The organism is Pseudomonas sp. NPDC087358 (assembly GCF_044900785.1).
GTDB lineage: Bacteria > Pseudomonadota > Gammaproteobacteria > Pseudomonadales > Pseudomonadaceae > Aquipseudomonas.
Genome location: NZ_JBJDOA010000004.1, coordinates 462,710 through 478,891, shown reverse-complemented (window position 1 = coordinate 478,891; position 16,182 = coordinate 462,710). Strand labels below are relative to the sequence as shown.

15 protein-coding genes are annotated in these 16,182 nt (G+C 60.6%); 3 read left to right on the top strand and 12 right to left on the bottom strand.

Features of this window, described 5'->3' with window-relative positions; translation table 11 throughout:
- Positions 1-93 precede the first annotated feature (93 nt).
- The 3 genes from ACI2KS_RS12250 to ACI2KS_RS12240 form a co-directional block, all read right to left on the bottom strand.
- Positions 94-2,475, bottom strand: coding sequence for a membrane-bound PQQ-dependent dehydrogenase, glucose/quinate/shikimate family (locus ACI2KS_RS12250; RefSeq protein ID WP_404620718.1), 2,382 nt, complete (start codon positions 2,473-2,475; stop codon positions 94-96).
- Between the two features lie 87 nt (positions 2,476-2,562).
- Positions 2,563-3,327, bottom strand: a complete 765-nt coding sequence (locus ACI2KS_RS12245; RefSeq protein ID WP_404620440.1) for an SDR family NAD(P)-dependent oxidoreductase — start codon at positions 3,325-3,327, stop codon at positions 2,563-2,565.
- Between the two features lie 16 nt (positions 3,328-3,343).
- The gene (locus ACI2KS_RS12240; RefSeq protein WP_404620438.1) at positions 3,344-4,597 is read right to left on the bottom strand and encodes a multidrug effflux MFS transporter; all 1,254 of its coding nucleotides are present in this window, start codon (positions 4,595-4,597) and stop codon (positions 3,344-3,346) included.
- A 527-nt stretch (positions 4,598-5,124) separates the two neighbouring features.
- Between ACI2KS_RS12240 and ACI2KS_RS12235 the strand changes: the two genes are divergently transcribed.
- A complete protein-coding gene (locus ACI2KS_RS12235) occupies positions 5,125-5,616 on the top strand; it encodes a cupin domain-containing protein (RefSeq protein WP_404620436.1) in 492 nt (163 codons plus the stop codon).
- On the top strand, positions 5,613-6,401 hold the full coding sequence (locus ACI2KS_RS12230) for a carboxymuconolactone decarboxylase family protein (protein ID WP_404620434.1): 789 nt from the start codon (positions 5,613-5,615) through the stop codon (positions 6,399-6,401). The genes ACI2KS_RS12235 and ACI2KS_RS12230 overlap by 4 nt, the downstream gene beginning before the upstream one ends.
- Before the next feature lie 141 nt (positions 6,402-6,542).
- Here ACI2KS_RS12230 and ACI2KS_RS12225 read toward each other — a convergent pair whose 3' ends face one another.
- Genes ACI2KS_RS12225 through ACI2KS_RS12215 form a run of 3 tightly spaced genes read right to left on the bottom strand, consistent with a single transcriptional unit; the run spans position 6,543 to position 8,023 of the window.
- Positions 6,543-7,451, bottom strand: coding sequence for a LysR family transcriptional regulator (locus ACI2KS_RS12225; RefSeq protein ID WP_404620432.1), 909 nt, complete (start codon positions 7,449-7,451; stop codon positions 6,543-6,545).
- Complete coding sequence (locus ACI2KS_RS12220) at positions 7,448-7,570, bottom strand: hypothetical protein (protein ID WP_404620430.1); 123 nt, start codon at positions 7,568-7,570, stop codon at positions 7,448-7,450. Before ACI2KS_RS12220 ends, ACI2KS_RS12225 begins: the two co-directional genes overlap by 4 nt.
- Before the next feature lie 57 nt (positions 7,571-7,627).
- Positions 7,628-8,023, bottom strand: a complete 396-nt coding sequence (locus ACI2KS_RS12215) for a hypothetical protein (protein ID WP_404620428.1) — start codon at positions 8,021-8,023, stop codon at positions 7,628-7,630.
- Between the two features lie 42 nt (positions 8,024-8,065).
- On the opposite strand from ACI2KS_RS12215, the gene ACI2KS_RS12210 reads away from it, so the two are divergent.
- Positions 8,066-9,970 carry a response regulator gene (locus tag ACI2KS_RS12210; protein ID WP_404620426.1) on the top strand — a complete coding sequence of 635 codons (1,905 nt, stop codon included), beginning with the start codon at positions 8,066-8,068 and terminating at the stop codon, positions 9,968-9,970.
- Positions 9,971-9,989: 19 nt separating this feature from the next.
- Here the strand turns inward: ACI2KS_RS12210 and ACI2KS_RS12205 are convergent, their stop codons facing one another.
- The 6 genes from ACI2KS_RS12205 to ACI2KS_RS12180 form a co-directional block, all read right to left on the bottom strand.
- Entirely contained in the window at positions 9,990-10,541 is a 552-nt protein-coding gene (locus tag ACI2KS_RS12205; RefSeq protein ID WP_404620424.1) for an ATP-dependent Clp protease proteolytic subunit, read from the bottom strand.
- A 155-nt stretch (positions 10,542-10,696) separates the two neighbouring features.
- Complete coding sequence (locus tag ACI2KS_RS12200) at positions 10,697-11,038, bottom strand: general stress protein (RefSeq protein ID WP_404620422.1); 342 nt, start codon at positions 11,036-11,038, stop codon at positions 10,697-10,699.
- A 222-nt stretch (positions 11,039-11,260) separates the two neighbouring features.
- A complete protein-coding gene (locus tag ACI2KS_RS12195; RefSeq protein ID WP_404620420.1) occupies positions 11,261-11,440 on the bottom strand; it encodes a general stress protein in 180 nt (59 codons plus the stop codon).
- Between the two features lie 182 nt (positions 11,441-11,622).
- Positions 11,623-13,047: an MBL fold metallo-hydrolase gene (locus tag ACI2KS_RS12190; RefSeq protein ID WP_404620418.1), complete on the bottom strand. Its 1,425-nt coding sequence runs from the start codon at positions 13,045-13,047 to the stop codon at positions 11,623-11,625.
- A gap of 4 nt (positions 13,048-13,051) precedes the next feature.
- On the bottom strand, positions 13,052-14,956 hold the full coding sequence (locus ACI2KS_RS12185; protein WP_404620416.1) for a hypothetical protein: 1,905 nt from the start codon (positions 14,954-14,956) through the stop codon (positions 13,052-13,054).
- A 123-nt stretch (positions 14,957-15,079) separates the two neighbouring features.
- Positions 15,080-16,099 carry a patatin-like phospholipase family protein gene (locus tag ACI2KS_RS12180; protein ID WP_404620414.1) on the bottom strand — a complete coding sequence of 340 codons (1,020 nt, stop codon included), beginning with the start codon at positions 16,097-16,099 and terminating at the stop codon, positions 15,080-15,082.
- Between the last annotated feature and the right edge of the window lie 83 nt (positions 16,100-16,182).

Genomic DNA, 16,182 nt, shown 5'->3' with positions numbered 1-16,182 from the left:
AATACCAACATAGGGCCGTAACGAGAAACCCAGACCCTGAGTGCGTCGTCGATGGCGATGATATGCTGCTGCGGTATTTCCCGAGTTCGTCCATCACTGAGGCAGCGCGTACGCCACTACGTAGTCTCCCTTCTTCGTCGTAGCCGAGTTACCGCCAGCACTGATGACCACAAATTGCCTGCCGCTTTTTGGTGAGATGTAGGTCATCGGCGTTGCTTCCGCACCCACAGGCAGACGCCCTTTCCACAATTCCTGACCCGTGCGCACATCAAATGCTCGAATGTAGAAGTCTTGCGACGCCGCGATAAACACCAGGCCGGTCGACGTGGTGACCGGCCCTCCCCGCGTGGGCATGCCGATAGGCATAGGCAGGTGGGTAGCTATACCCAATGGCCCAGTGTCTTGCGTCGTTCCAAGGGGCATTGACCAGGCGACCTTGCGCGTTGCGAGGTCGATTGCGCTGATGGTTCCGTAGGGCGGCTCCTGGCACGGAATGCCCAACGGCGACAGGAAACGTCCCATCTCGATCCCCCATGGCGTACCCGCCTGCGGTGCATTGCCCTCATGGCCACCCCCCTTCACACCTGCTACGTCATAGGCTTTGCGAGCAATCATGCGATTCCAGATGGCGACACGGGTGTCGTTCACGATCAGGTAACCGAGGTTTTCCGCGACAGAAACCGATCCCCAATTCATGCCACCCAACCAGCTTGGGTACTGAATCGTCAGGCGCTCGCTGGGAGGCGTGAATTCACCCTCGTAGCGTGCCTGGCGGAAATCGATGCGGCAGATCAACTGATCGATGGGCGTCAATCCCCACATACGCTTTTCGCTCAGCGGTTCGGTACCAATGGCAGGCATACCCACCGAGTAAGGTTGGGTCGGCGAACTACGATCATCCGCTACGCCGCCTTGGGGAACAGGATGCTCTTCGACTTTGGCGATGGGCGTGCCAGTGCGGCGATCCAGCATGAAGATCTGGCCACGCTTGGTGGTCTGGATCAGCGCCGGCAGGGTTGCGCCGTGACCATCGGGTACATCGTAAAGGGCTGGCTGCGAGGGCACGTCGTAGTCCCATCGATCGTGATGCACGGTCTGGAAGTGCCAGCGCTCCCGGCCCGTTGCGATATCCAGCGCAACAATGGACGAGGAATAGCGATCATCAGCTGCCGACCTCTCGCCGCCCCAGAAGTCCGGCGTCGCATTGCCTGTGGGCAGATAGATCAACCCCAACGCGTCGTCGAAAGCAGGTGTCGACCAGACGTTGGGCGTACCTGGCGTATAGCTTTGCCCTTCAGGGGGCTCGCGGGTAATCGCCGGGTTACCCAAGTCCCACGCCCAGACCAGCGCGCCCGTGCGGACATTGAATGCACGTACGACGCCAGACGGCTCGCCGGTTTTCTGGTTGTCCCAGACCAGCCCGCCGACTACGACCAGATCGCGCACAACGGTGGGCGCTGCTGTCGGAAAATAAAGCTCCTTGTCAGGGCTCCCCATGCCGATCCTCAGGCCTACGCTGCCGTGGTCGCCAAAGTCGGTACAAGCCTGCCCCGTTTGCGCATCCACGGCTATCAGGCGCGCATCGACGGTGCTGGCAATGATCCTACGAGTGCAAGCCGCTACAGGCGCTGGGCTCTTGGAATCCGAAGCTTGCGCGGTCGCATCGTGATAACCCACCCCACGACAGCGCGGGTAGACGTTGTTGGTTTGTACCTTGGGATCGTGGCGCCATATTTCCTTACCGGTCTCGTCATCCAGGGCAAACAGCTGGCTGGATTGAGTGCAACCGTAGAGCACGCCGTTGACATGCAGCGGCGTCACCACATGACCTTCGTTGCTACCCTTTGGGATTTCTCCCGTCCGATAGGTCCAGGCCACTTTGAGGTCAGAGACGTTTTGCGGAGTGATCTTGTCCAGGACAGCGTGTCGAGTACCCGACGGGGTACGCCCGAAGTAGCGCCAATCGGCAGCCGGCTCGACGCTGCCAACGGCATTGCCGGGTACAGGAGTCGGTGCTCCGTCAGCTGTCTGGATCGGCTGTGGTTGCAGCGCTGCGTAGAATGTAGCAGCGAGACCCACGGCCACCACAAATGCGCCGGTATAGGACAGCCTGGCTTTTGAAGGCCTACCGCCAGGAAGCAGCGCGGGTATCGCCAGCAGCACCCATAGAGCGAGGACTGCCAACGCTACCAATCGAGAAAATAGCGGCCAGAAGGCCAGGCCCACGTCCCACACAGACCAGACGATCGAGGCAACGAACACCGCCAGATACAACAGCGCGCCTGGTAGGCGCCTGCGCACCAGAAGTATCCCGGCAACGGCCATGCCCAGACCCGCCAGAGCAAAATACCAGGAACCACCCAGCGTGATGAGGTAGGCGCCCGCAACGAGCATGAAAACCCCGGGAAGCAGGGTAATGATGCCCAGTGCAATCAGCAGCGCACGGGCTGTCCGGGAGGGGTATGTGTCCGGCATGAATGACTTCCTTGATACTGTATTGAGCATGGGCACTGTCGGGCCTGCCTGGGCATAAACGCAGACAACGCAAAAGCCCCAGACGGGTCAACGCATGATGAAACCGCCGTCCACCGATATCGATTGCCCGGTGACGTAGCTGGAAGTGCTGCTGCTCAACCACAGCACTGCGTCGGCGATTTCCTCAGGCGTGCCATGGCGCCCCATAGGGATCGACTTGACCATGCTCTGCATGGCCTCGCCCTGCCCTGCGGCCACCATGCTGTCGACCATGGGCGTCCAGATCAGCCCCGGGCATACCGCGTTGACGCGGATATTGCGGGCGGCATATTCAAGGGCCGCGCTCTTGGTCAGACCGATCACGCCGTGCTTGGCGGCGTGATAATTGGCGCGCTCTGCACCCCCCACCAGGCCACCCAGCGAAGAACAGTTGACGATGCTGCCGCTGCCCTGACGACGCATGTGTTCCAGCTCGAACTTCATGCAGGCCCAGACGCCACGAAGGTTGACGGACATCACCCGGTCATAGTCGTCGACGGTTGCATCGGCGATTTCAGCCAGGATGTTCTGGATACCTGCGTTGTTGAACGCAGCGTCGAGTTGCCCGAATGTTGCGATGGTCTCCTTGACCATGGCCTCGACCTGATCAATGTCGGCAACATCACAGCGAAGGCCGATCGCCTTATGGCCGGCAGCGACCAATGCCTCAGCTTGCGCTTTTGCGGCCTCGCCGTTGACGTCTACCAGGGCGACAGCTGCCCCTGCCTGAGCGAATGCCTTGGCGGTAGCCAAACCAATGCCGGAGGCTGCGCCAGTGACCAGTGCAACTTTGTTCTCAAACGAAAAGCTCATCGAAAATCCTCGATTTTTAAAGGTGATCAGATTTATGAGTGGCTAGCACGCAGGCTGCACTGAGCAGGCAGCCAAGCCCGCAGATACCCACCACCAGGCCCATGGGCCATGGAGTGCCATCTGCAAATCTGGCGACCAGCGCCGAGCCCAAAATGCCCGCGCCGTACTGCAGCGCACCGGCGAGTGCCGATGCTGTGCCGGAAAACCGGGGAAGGCACCCCAATGCCCCCGTAATGGCGTTTGCCAGGACAAAGCCTGTGGCCGTAACAAAGACAAAACAGCCACAGATCAGAAGTGGCAGCCCACCCCAATCGGCCCATGTGGTGTATGCGATGACGCCCCCAGCAACGGCTGAAATGAGGCCTCCCACCAGCAAAAGGGTGTCGATCTCGTGCCGATTGAGTAGTCGTGCGTTGAGCTGGTTCGTCACCATGAGGCCGACAATGCCTGCGCCAAATAGCGCGCCATACCACTGCGCACTGACGTGGTGATACGTGATGTAAGCGAAGGGTGATCCTGCGATGTAGGCAAAGGTGCCCGCATAGAAAAACCCACCCGTGGCGATGTAGGCCATGAACTTGGGTGTGCGCAGCAGGACGCCATAGCGCTGCATGATCGTTTGCAGCGACGTCGGGCTGCGCCGGTCGGGTGGCAGCGTTTCAGGCAACAGCACCAGACTGGCAAGCGTTGCCAGGCCCAGCAGCACCAGTGTCCAGAAGATCGCTTGCCATGAGAACAGATGTAGAATCTGGCCTCCGACGGTCGGGCCCGCCAATGGCGCGACGGCCATGATGGTCATCAGCGTCGACATCTTTTGCGCGGCATGGCGGCCTTGATAAAGATCGCGCACCATTGCCCTGGCAAGAACGACGTTGGCGCATGCGCCCAACGCCTGCACTACGCGCCAGCCGATCAGCGCTGTTCCATCAGTGGCAAGTGCACAGCCAGCCGAACCAGCGATGAACAACAAGCATCCGAGCGCTACGGGCAGCCGGCGGCCGAATCGGTCACTGAATGGCCCCCAGAACAGTTGTCCCGCACTGAATCCCGCAAGGTAACCACTCACGGTCAATGCCATCGCGCCATCGTCCGCATGCAGCGACGCCGCCATGATCGGCATCGCTGGCAGATACAAGTCGGTGGAAATGGACGCGAATGCCAGCAAGGCGCTGAGGATCAACAGGATGCGAATACCGTGCTCCGGCTCATACCCTGATCCTTGAGCATTGCGCGAGCGGGGCTCAGCCGTCGCCACTCCAATCTCACTCACTGCGAGCTGCCGTTGGGCAATAGGCGAAAGTCGCGGCTCGCGAACGCGCGCTGATCTACACACCAAACGCAGGTCCGAGTTCCGTAATTGACCCCGTCATCTCTGAACACGGAGATATGCAAATCGTCGGCGTTGACGATGGCGTTCAGCTCAGCTTGCTCCCACTTCATGAATGCCCCTTTTTGTTTCTGCCTCCTCATCGTCTCGGCGCATAAGGCGCTAGAGCTCAGGCCGCTACAGATGAGCAAGGCGGCGACTACCGTGCCCGGAAGAGGCGCAGGAGTGTTTAAGTCCGCCCACGCTAATCAACCAGGAAGGCCCTGAATACCGGGCAAATTCGGGATGTTCTACTGAGTGGGACTCATCAATTGCCAAGAGCGTCGTTTTAAAGCGCCTGCAAGCATCCACACGTGCGCGCAGCGAGATTGATGAGCAAAGCTCATCGGATCATGTTGGTTTTGGCCGGTAGTCCCAGCGAAGATCCTCGTTTAGCGTGTCAGCTCCGCCCACTGAGCAGGAGCTTGTCCATGAGCGCACTCATCAAAACGTCTTCGCTGGTCGCTATGTTGTGCACCGCAATGTCTGCCCATAGCGCTGATATCCCCAAAGACCAGGCCATGGCCATCAGCCGAAATGGCGACCAAGCTTCGATCATGGGTGCACCTGCCAACTTTGTCGGAAACGCCCGAATTGATCCGCTCTTCGCCGCTCGGGCGCCATCGACCGTTTCAGCAGGCGCCGTGACTTTCCAGCCAGGTGCACGATCGGCCTGGCACACCCATCCAAAAGGCCAGACGTTGATCGTCACTGCGGGTACCGGTTGGGTACAGCAAGTGGGCGGCGAGAAAACACTGATCAAGCCCGGTGACGTCATCTGGACACCGCCTGGCGTCAAGCATTGGCATGGCGCTACGGCTACTACCGGCATGACTCACATGGCGATCCAGGAAGCTGTCGACGGCAAGAATGTCCAGTGGATGGAGCCTGTTACTCAAGCCCAGTACGAGGCATCTCGATGAGTTTCGCCAAGGCGGGTCTCGCCTGCTTTACCCTGCTGCTGGCTGCCTGTTCGGCTGCGAGCCGCATGTCTACCGAAGGCTCGCCGCCGGTGCCGACGCTGGACGACATGCGTGCGGTATCCCCGGCGCTGGCCCATAACACCGAGTCCACTCTGTCGGGTGAGGTATGGAAACGTCCGGGCTTGTCACCACGCGATCGCAGTCTTGTCACGCTGGCAGTCCTCATTTCCAAACAGCAAACGGTGGAACTCGCATACCACCTGAATCTGGCGCTGGACAATGGCGTCAAGCCTGCCGAGATTTCCGAAGCCATCAACCACCTGGCGTTCTACACCGGATGGGGCAATGCGACCGCGACCCTCCTGATCACCAAAGATATCTTTGCAAAGCGCGGTATCACTGCGGAGCAATTGCCGCCTGTTTCACCTCCCCTGCTGCCTATCGACCAGGCTTCCGAGAAAGTGCGCACGGCGTATGTCGACAAGAACGTCGGCCCCGTAGCGCCAGGTCTTGTTCACTACACAAGCGCTTCGCTGTTCCACGATTTGTGGCTGCGCCCGGGGTTGGCACCGCGCGATCGAAGCATGATCACCGTCAGTGCACTGATCGCTACGGGACAGGTCGCTCAACTGGCGGCGCACCTCAATCGCGCCATGGACAACGGACTGACGCAGGCGCAAGCCTCGGAAATGTTGACCCAGATGGCGTTCTACACCGGCTGGCCCAATGTGTTTACCGCCGTACCGGTCGTCAGCGAAGTATTCACCAGCCGAGAGAAATCCTGAGGAGGACTTTGCGCCCGCACGCAAAGCCTGATCGCGGCAGCAGTCCAGGCGGCTAATCCCTGAGTCTCGCTCATTGCGGCGTGCGACCCAGCCGATGAATCAGGAGTGCAAACCGTGACTTTGAAGCAGCCGAACTGCCCGCTATTCACCGAGTGGCTGGATTTCTCGGATGAGGTCGATCAGCAAGCGTAATCCTGTCGGGAGTTGCCGGTGACTTGAGAAGTACATGTGGAAACCTGGGGCAACGCTCGCCCAGTCGTCCAGAACGGTAACGACCTCTGCACTTTCCAGCAGCGGTCGCATGGCGGGCTCAGGGGCGTACATCAGGCCCGCACCATTGCGCACCAGGGACAGGCCCACGCGAGTTTCATCAATCGTAATCATTCCAGGAACTGCAATCGCGAGCTTCTGCTCATCTTTTTCGAACTCCCAGTCGTACATCGCGCCGTTGCCGAGGCGGATGCGCAAGCAGCGATGGTTGTGCAGATCTTCAGGGTGCTTGGGCACTCCATACCGTTCGAGGTAGTCAGGTGACCCGGCGACCACCCATCGAATGTCTGAGCACAGGCGCTGGGCAATCATGTCTTCAGGGACAGTCCCACCGTAGCGGATACCTGCGTCATGGCCTCCACCAATCACATCGACGATAAGGTTGGTCACCGTCAGGTCTACCTGGATTTGCGGATAACGTTCCATGAAGATGGGCAGCACCGGGCCGAGCAAGAGGTCAGCGGCATCGCTCAGAATATTTAATCGGATACGGCCTGTGGGTTCGTCCCGAAACTTGTTCAGGATATCCATGGCATCGTCGATTTCTTTCATGGGCGTGCTGATCACCTGATGCAACCGCTCGCCCGCATCAGTCAACGTAACGCTTCTCGTCGTTCGATTAAGTAGACGCACACCAATTCGCGTCTCCAGGCCTTTGATGGCATGACTCAGCGCAGAGGCACTGATCCCGACTTCCTGACCCGCTCGGCTGAAGCTTTGATGGCGGGCAATGGCGAGGAAATAAACAAAATCAGCGAGGTTGGCGCGGCTGACGCTCATGAAAAGTCCTTGGCTGCAGTGATGAGCGACCCTTGCAGGTAGCTGCGTTGATAGATTTTACCTACCCTGAACGCGCCGATTATTGAGTATTTCTCACCGAACATGCTCAAATCGCTCATCAGTCTCTCCCAACAAACCGTCCCTCAACGATCCATACGCCTTATAGCGCAGCGCCTTCACAAAAGCGCTGGACGCCGGTCGTGCTTGTCTTCTTTTCGGATAATAAATGAGCCCTCAGCGGCGCTGGCCAAGGACGGCATCGGGTCGAAAGGCTGCGGCCCGAGGCTGATCAGGCGGGGCTTACCCTCGATCAAAACTCTGTAGCCGTCCGGCCTGCCGGCGGTGGCGTTCTCGAGCGTCGCCGCAGGCAAGCCGTGCGGCGAGAGGATCTGAGCGCTTTTCTCCCGGCCGATCTCCCCCGCCACCCCGCCCACAGTTTTCAGAAACTTTTCACCGGCTCGGGCCCTCGAACCCATAGTTTTCCCAACCCTTTGTTTTGAGATGTGGGGCGCGATCCATTGAATGACCATACTCGGCCAACTGCTGGGGCCCTGCTCGCGGGCGGCGGGCATGCCGGAGACCTGCTTCGGGCGCAAGACTGGACCCGGATCCCGATGGGCGATCCGGCAACCTGGCCGCAGGCACTGATTATCCTGGTCAGGGTGATGCTCAACTCTGGCCAGCCAATGTTCGTCGCCTGGGGCGCGCAGCGCATCTTGCTGTACAACGACGCGTACTCGGCGATGCTGGGCAGTCGGCACCCGCAGGCGTTTGCCCGGCCATTCTTCGACACCTGGCCGGAAGTGCGCGACTCGGTCGGTGGGCTGATGGATCAGGTGTTCGCCGGTGAGCCTGTGCACATGGACGACCTCACGCTGACCCTGCATCGCAATGGCTACCCGGAGGAGACCCACTTTTCATTCTCCTACACGCCGGTACCCGACGACGCGGGTGAAGTCGTCGGCCTGTTCTGTGCGTGCACCGAGACCACCGGCCGGGTGACCCTCGAACGGCAAGAGGCCAAGGATGCGAAACGCGAGCGCGATCGCCTGTTCGAGATGAGCCGCGACCTGTTCGGCGTGGCGACATTCGACGGCTACCTGAAGTCGATCAACCCGGCCTGGTCGCGCCAGTTGAATCGATCCGTCGAGGAGCTGCTGGCCAAACCGTTCTCCGAGATCATCCATCCGGACGATCTTGCAGCCACCGGTGATGTGGTCGCCAGGCTGCAAGCCGGCCATCCGGTACATCAGTTCCACGTCAGGCTGCTCAAGGCCGACGGTACGCCGATTTCGTTCGCCTGGTCTGCGGTGCCCGAGGCAGATCCACAGAGTGGAAGTTTCTACACGGTGGGACGCGACATCAGCGACGACCTGCAGCGCGAAGAGGCCATCAGGCAAGGTCAGAAGATGGAGGCCGTGGGCCAACTCACTGGCGGCCTGGCTCACGACTTCAATAACCTGTTGCAGGCGGCGCATGGCTGCATGGACCTGATTCTGCGCACCCCGCACGATCCAGAACGGATTGCGCGGCTTGCAAAGAACGGCATGCAGGCGACCGAGCGTGGGGCCAAGCTCACCGCTCAGCTGTTGGCGTTCTCGCGCGCGCAGAAATTCGAGTTACGCCCGATCGACATCGCCGGCCTCATTGCCGACATGCGCGAAATCCTCCACAGCTCGGTCGGCCCGCTGATCAGCGTCAGCATCGAGGTCGGCGAACAGCATCTGGGGGTATTGTCGGATCCGACCCAACTGGAAATGGCGCTGCTGAACCTGGCCATCAACGCGCGCGACGCGATGCCCGAAGGCGGCGACCTGCGCATCACTGCCCATGAGCGCCACTTGCTCGAGGACCCTGATGTTCCTCCCGGCAAGTACGTCGAGATTCGCGTGCGCGACACCGGCGCAGGCATGACACCCGCCGTCGCGGCCCGAGCCTTTGAACCCTTCTACACGACCAAAGGTGTCGGCAAAGGCACCGGCCTGGGCCTGAGTCAGGTTTATGCGATGGCCAGACAGGCAGGTGGAACGGCACGCATCGACCCGCGAATGCCTCAAGGCACCAGCATCATCCTGTACCTGCCTGCGGTGGATATCGCCAGCAAGGCGGCGTCGCCCGAGCAGTCGTCAGCGTCTTCCACCACCTACAAGGCGCGCAAGGTGCTGGTGGTCGATGATGATCCGGACGTCAGGCTGTTTCTGCATGCCTCCCTTGAAGTCCTTGGCTTTGAGGTCGCGGTGGCACACGACGGCGAGAGCGGGCTGGCGCTTCTGGACGACGTCGATCCTGACCTGCTGCTGGTGGACTTCGCGATGCCTGGCATGAACGGCGCGCAAATGGCCAAGGCGGTGCGCAGCAAACGGCCTGATCTGCCGGTGATTTTCGCCAGTGGCTACTCGCAGACCGCCGCTATCGAGGAGGCGGTGGGCAAGTCGGCGCTGATGTTGAGAAAGCCGTTTAGCGTATCGGACCTCGAAACCGTGCTCGATGAAGTCTTCGCTTCCGATCCGGGCAGGTGAACAGGCCGATGGCTGCCTTCTACGAATGGATGCCGTAACTGACACAGCCGCCACTGATCTTGGGTAAGCCGATGGCCTGGATCATGCCGCAGCTCATCGCCTGCTCAGGGTCCAGAATGCGAGGCGCCGCGCTGAGGTATTTTTGCGTTTCCAGCGTCTCCTTGGCCTCCCTGGTTCGTTCGCTGACGATGCGCGTATAAAGCAGCAGGTCGTAATCCAGGCTCATCGCATACTCGGACATGCGCGTATGATCGATGGAACCGTTCAGGTGCCAATGAAAGGGATGAAACAGGAATTTGCTGTGCAGACACGCTGTGCGCTGTTGCCCCGCCAGGAACACGATATTGCCCATGGACTCGACCGTGCCCAGGTTATGGGTGTGAACCGGGACGGGCAACGCCAGCAAAAAGTTGTACAGGGTAAACCCGTAGCTGCATTCGCCTCCCATCGTGGCGATATTGACCAGCAGCTGCGATGCGCCGCGTTCGACCGCCAGCGATGCCTTGTCGATCAGCTGTCCACACGTCGATGCGTTGATCGGGCCGGTAAAATTAATCACATGAGTCGTCATATCGAGCACCTGTCGATTGGCTGGCGGTCAGCTGCACTGCCCGCCAGCCCTGACCGCCTGAGTACGCCGCGAGAGGCGTGGCACAGCACCAGCGTCCTTCGCGGCATAGGTTAGGGTTTAACATGCACGAGGCCTAGCGGCGCCGCGCAACGGATTCAGGCATCACCGCGTCCACCGCCGTGGCTGTCCTGCCCGCCCTTGCTACCAACCTCGGAGGCCTTTTCACGGTCAGCGGCGAAGTTGCCCGCGCCACCCTGCCTGCCGGCCTCTGCGCTGCGGGCGGCGTCATTCCCAAGACTGTCTGCGCTGTTCTGAGCGCCTTGGCTGCCAGCGTCAGCGCCGCGACCGGCGTCCCGTTCGGCAGTCGCGCCACTGTTCTGCGCGCCTTGGCTGCCCATTTCCTGAGCGCACTGTTTGTCCGGGCTGGCGGAAGTCATTTCGCCGCCTTGTTTGCCCGCCTGGTGGTTGGACATCTCGTTTTGTTTATCTTGCGTCATTGTTTATTACCTCATTCTTTGAAGTGTGAAGTTCTTTTATCAATCCGAGTTCAATACTGCATCGTCTCGGCTTCGGCCTTTGCATCCAGTGCTTTCAAACACACTGGCAATATCTTCCAGGTGCGGCGTCCCGCATCCGCTGATAGTTGCCACTGCTGTTCGATGTTGTTCCCAGGTTGGCCCGGCCGTGCTGCACCGCGTGACGTCATCGGTGGTGTTTGATCACGAAGACTTGCGGCCGCCATCGTGGCTGTGTTCACCGCCCTTCTTGCCCGCGTCGGATGCTTTCTCCTTGTCGTTGGCGAAACCGCCCTCTGAGGCCTGACCGCCTTTTTTACCGGCCTCGGAGGCCTTTTCGCGATCGTTGGCGAAGTTGCCCGGATTCTTGTTGTTTGTAGTCATGAGAGTTCTCCAATATGAATGATCTGGTTTATTGCAGCGTCCGTTGTCAATAACGGACACAACTTCCGATATCCACTTGAAGAAAATGACTCTGATTGTTTTGGCAACAGCCGATGGGTGGCAGGAACCCGATCAGTTCCAGGTGTTTTAACTTGAAACTGTATGAAAAGTGCTGCCGGGTCTCAGAATGAAATCTTGATTTCCACCCATAGACCGTCGTCACGGTAGGCCAGTACGGCGGGCAGTTGCGACGAAGTCGGGTTTTTTTCAAATGCCTGGCGCTCATCGGCCATCACGCTGTCGCCAATCACCAGCCGTTGCTGTGTTTTGTCCTTCAGGGCCTGATACAGATCGGGATAAGGCATGTTCCAGTGGTTGTCCCTGGCCACTTGGGTGACCACCGGAATCATCGCCACCAGCCGAGGGCTGATCATTTTCTCCAGCCCCATCTGGCGCAGCGTGGCGTTGTGGCTGCAATGGTGACCGACCTTGTACAGGCTCACCCGCGCCAGGATGTCATCAACGCTCAGCGCCGCGCCCTCGGCCGGATCGGGAGTGCGCGGGTAGGTCTGGTCGGCCCATGACAGCCAGTTGCCGACCTGGGCGTCGCCGGGGAACAACAGAATCTGTCCGTCCGGTAATTCGATAGCCAGCACCAGGCTGGTGTTATTGGTGTCGGAGTCCATTTTCAAGGCCAGGGTTTCGGCCGATGAGTACCACTCCTCATCGATTTTCCGACCCGTCGCCTTGGCGTCGTAGTACAGCTTCTGGGTCAGGCTGTAGTCCTCGGGACGGGTCTTGGCCAGGGCGTCCAGCGACCGTTGATGAGGCTTGGCAAACGGCAGCTCTTGCGGCGGTATCTGAGTTCCGTCGAGTTGCGCCAGTTGCAGTTCCAGGGCGTTTGCCTCCTCCTGACGGCTCAGGTAGACCTCCTTGGCCGCACCGGTGCGCGGTGCATCTCTGCGCAATGCAGCGGTGTCCCTCGGCGGTCCCATGACGTAGACCTTGAGCGAGTCGATCCGGGTCGGCGTGACCACATCTCCGGGTTCCAGATAGCGAGTGCGCGCCGGTGTGGCTTTGTCCTTGAGCATCTGCAGGTTCTTGGCGCCGGTCGGCCGACCCTGTGTGTCCAGCCCCAGGAAAGCGCTGAGCTCGAGGACATTTCTGATCCGCGCGTCCTGATCCTTCAACGCGGTCATCTTTGGCTGAGCGGCCAGCGCTGCCAGGGCGTTTTTGCTCTTGTCGAACTGCGCCCGCAGACCGATGGCCGTGGGGTCGGTGGGGTCCTCGGTCCAGGCCAGCCAGAACTCATCGACAGAGAAGTCCTTGACGAACCGCTCCTGCTCATATTGAAAGCCTGAGAGGTGATCGTGGTGCTCATGGGTCACCACCAACAGGTCAAGCCTGCCACCGGTGGTGCTCAGCAAGTCGCTGACGACCTCTGTCATTTTATCTCTGGCATTGGCCACCCCCTGCAAGACTCCGCAGTCGATCAGCACATGCCGGGTCGCCTCGCCCTGCTCTTCATAGCGAAGCAAAAAGCAGTCACCGAGGATGCCGCGATACATACGCACGCTGACCGATCCTGACCGTTTGACCTGGGCCATGGCCTCACACTCCCCGATGCATCATGGCGAAGGGATTGTCTCTGGAGTCCGCCGCCCGGTAGGCCAGGGTCAGGCTGTCGGAGCCGGTCTGCAGAAACAGGCGCTGCGCCGCCAGTCGCAGCGTATCGTCGATGCGCTTGCGGATCACATAGCGCAGCATGCCGTCGCGCAGGTCGATGATCAGCGTCGCCCCGCCGCGGAACTGGAAATCATTGGTTTGATCATCCGGGCCCGGCAGATCCTGGCTGTCCTGCCGCTGCTGATCCTGCTCGCTGAGAAAGCCCCGGCGTCGTTGCGTGATCTCGATGACCAGCTGGCGCAGATCCTGACCATCGGGCCCTGCACGGCGGCAGGTTCTGACCGAATGCACCTCGACTGCCGGCCGGCTCTGATCCGTTGCGCTGAAAAGGCTACCCGCGATGTAGGGCTCGGCGCCGCTGCGCTCGGCGTTGAAGACGACCCCCAACGCCGAGGCCCACCGCGGGTTGCTGCTACACACCGTGATCAGCCAGTTCCACACCCGTTTGCGGTTATGCTCGGCCTGGCTGAAGCCCTTGTCGCGCTGATATTGCGGGGTCAGGTCGAGCGCATAGGGGCCGTCGCTGGCGTCCAGCAATGGCTCGGCGCCAAGCTCGGCGGCGGCCGACTCCCACAACAGGCTGTCCGGTGCCAGCGACAGGCAGTTTTCCGGCAAGATGCCGCGCCGGCGGAAGGCTTGAATCATGGCCAGGCGGTACTGCATCGGGTCGTCGGCGATCAGGTCGGTGTCAGCGGTGACGATGGCGCGCAGGAACTCACCGAAGCGCACGTCCACCGGCGGCAGGTAATCCAGGGCGCGCAGGCACATGCGCAACACGTGGTCGGCAGACTTGGTCGCCTCGCGGGTCAGGCGCTGAATCAGTTCCTGTGGCAGACGACTGCCGGTGCGCCCGGCACCCTCGGCCAGACGCAACAGATCGGCCGAGCGCTGCTCATAAATCCCGATGAACGCGTCGAACACCGCCGCCACCAGAATCGCTCCGCGCTCATGGGGCTCAGAGGTTTTCGACAGCAGGGTCGGGTCTGGGAGTTTCTGGCTGTCCTTGTCGTCGATCGCTTCGCGCAACGCGGCATAGCGGCCGGTGGCTTCCCCGAACTGGCGAGCCAGTCCACTCATCCAGGAGCGCTGGTCGAGGCTGCCGCCATTGGCAGCGACGTGCATGGACACGGCCTCGGGCAGCATGAAGTGCATCATCAACGCCACGATGTCGGCAAATGCCTCATGAAACGCCAGGCTGTCGACACTGGTCGACTCGCTGTAGCGCCGGTGCAGGCCATCGAGGATCGCGTGGGTGGTTTCGTGGGCGATGATGTCGTGGGACAAGGCGGTGAACACCCAGCTCCCGGGAAGATTGACTCCGGGATCGGTCATCGACGCCTTGAAGTAGCCAAACAGCAGGGCTTTTTTCTCCTTGCTGTAGTACGCATTCGCCTCGCGCAAGCCATGGGGATAGATACGCAGTTTGCGCACCTTGCGATACGTGCCGGCAGCCTCGTCCCACTGCGGACACCAGTACACTTTACGCCCCAGCGCCCGCTCGAACAGTTTCACGGTTTTCATGGCCACGGCAAAAACCATCTGCTGATGGAAGCGCGGGTCACCCTCCGAAGGCTTGAGCCCGTCCTGAGCCAGCAGGTGCGGGTCGTTCAGGTCCACCGGGTCGTAGAACTGGCCGCTGCCAGGGTCGATATCGATCACCTCGAAGTATTCGTTGACCGGGCCCCGCTGCATCTTCGCTTCCCAGCGCTCCTCCCAGGGAATCTGGATCGTGGCGTGGCTGATCCGGGCGGTGTCCAGTTGCGTGGCGGCCTGCGGATCGAAGGCGTACACCCGCAGTTTGCGCATCGCCGGTGGCGGATAGTCAGTCATAGCGATTCCCTTGAGCAATCCGACGGCTATTGGCGTTGCGCGAAACGGCTCAGGCAGCCCAAGCCAGAGTCGAGAGGCCGTCAGCGCCTTGATGACACCGCCAGCAGAAACAGCCCGGTAGCGTTATCCAGCAGGACGGGCGAGCAGTTCCGGCGCATAGCGCTTGAGCCTGGCATCGACCAGCGCTGCGCCGTGGCGCGTGAGTACGGCCATTTCTTCATCGGACAGGCGTCGCAGATTGGTGTCGATGGCCGAGGCAAAGGCGGCGTCGCCTTCCCGCGCCTGCCCTTCACGGCTGTCGATGGAGAACCACATCGGTGTTGGCCCCTGGCCTGCCAGATGACGGTATTGCAGACGGTCGAACTCAAGGCCGCGGATCTGCTCCATCATGATGTCCAGCGCCGCCTTGAGCACGATGGCACCGGACTCGGTGGGCTGGCTGCTGTTGGTGAAAGGCTTGCCGCCGTCGCTGACGATGATGTAGTCCAGGGCATTCCTGTCGCGCAACAGCGGATTGACGCCCATGTTGTCGTAGATGCCGCCGTCTGTGAGGGTCACGTATTCGACACTGGCCGGGCTGTAGGCCTCAGGGCCGAGTCGCAGGGGTGGAAAGACCGGAGGAAAGGCAGACGACGCGGCGACGGCCTTGCAGATCGGGAAGTCCGGTGCTGGCACCACCCCCAGCTCATGCTCGCCGATCTCCGCCAGCCCACCGCCGCCGGCAACGAAGAAAAACAGGTTGCCGGTGGCAAGGTTGGTCGCATTCAAGTAGAGCCGAGGGCCGTTGCTCAATGCCGACAGGGTGTTGCGCTTGAACAGGTCGTCGTCGTAGCTGTCGGCCAGTTTGTCCAGGCGCGAGGCAAACGGATCGAGGCTGCCAGCGATGAATGATGAAACCGCGACCGAGCGTGTTCGCAGGTAAGTGTCGAGCAGTTGGAGCTTGGTGGCCGACGCCCAGTTCAACGCTACGGTGGCGCCGGCAATACTGCCGCCACTCACGCAACTGAGCAGGTCTATCTTGTCGAGAAGCCCGAGCGTCTGTAGTTGTTGCATGACGCCCAGGTGGAACGCAGCGGCTCTGAAACCGCCTCCGGACATGGCAAGACCGATGCGTTTGGGTTTGCCATCGATGACCAGCGACATGGTCGACTTCCTTGAAGGATGTGCTGTGGCTCTTCTCCAATGACTACTCAATTCCACCGGCCCAGGTGTTGGAAACAGCTTTT

Excerpts from the sequence above, each read along its gene's own strand:
- ACI2KS_RS12250 (WP_404620718.1), bottom strand. The coding sequence starts at position 2,475 with ATGCCGGACACATACCCCTCCCGGACAGCCCGTGCGCTGCTGATTGCA.
- ACI2KS_RS12245 (WP_404620440.1), bottom strand. The coding sequence starts at position 3,327 with ATGAGCTTTTCGTTTGAGAACAAAGTTGCACTGGTCACTGGCGCAGCC.
- ACI2KS_RS12235 (WP_404620436.1), top strand. The coding sequence starts at position 5,125 with ATGAGCGCACTCATCAAAACGTCTTCGCTGGTCGCTATGTTGTGCACC.
- ACI2KS_RS12230 (WP_404620434.1), top strand. The coding sequence starts at position 5,613 with ATGAGTTTCGCCAAGGCGGGTCTCGCCTGCTTTACCCTGCTGCTGGCT.
- ACI2KS_RS12225 (WP_404620432.1), bottom strand. The coding sequence starts at position 7,451 with ATGAGCGTCAGCCGCGCCAACCTCGCTGATTTTGTTTATTTCCTCGCC.
- ACI2KS_RS12220 (WP_404620430.1), bottom strand. The coding sequence starts at position 7,570 with ATGAGCGATTTGAGCATGTTCGGTGAGAAATACTCAATAATCGGCGCG.
- ACI2KS_RS12215 (WP_404620428.1), bottom strand. The coding sequence starts at position 8,023 with ATGCCCGCCGCCCGCGAGCAGGGCCCCAGCAGTTGGCCGAGTATGGTC.
- ACI2KS_RS12210 (WP_404620426.1), top strand. The coding sequence starts at position 8,066 with ATGGGCGATCCGGCAACCTGGCCGCAGGCACTGATTATCCTGGTCAGG.
- ACI2KS_RS12205 (WP_404620424.1), bottom strand. The coding sequence starts at position 10,541 with ATGACGACTCATGTGATTAATTTTACCGGCCCGATCAACGCATCGACG.
- ACI2KS_RS12200 (WP_404620422.1), bottom strand. The coding sequence starts at position 11,038 with ATGACGCAAGATAAACAAAACGAGATGTCCAACCACCAGGCGGGCAAA.
- ACI2KS_RS12195 (WP_404620420.1), bottom strand. The coding sequence starts at position 11,440 with ATGACTACAAACAACAAGAATCCGGGCAACTTCGCCAACGATCGCGAA.
- ACI2KS_RS12190 (WP_404620418.1), bottom strand. The coding sequence starts at position 13,047 with ATGGCCCAGGTCAAACGGTCAGGATCGGTCAGCGTGCGTATGTATCGC.
- ACI2KS_RS12185 (WP_404620416.1), bottom strand. The coding sequence starts at position 14,956 with ATGACTGACTATCCGCCACCGGCGATGCGCAAACTGCGGGTGTACGCC.
- ACI2KS_RS12180 (WP_404620414.1), bottom strand. The coding sequence starts at position 16,099 with ATGTCGCTGGTCATCGATGGCAAACCCAAACGCATCGGTCTTGCCATG.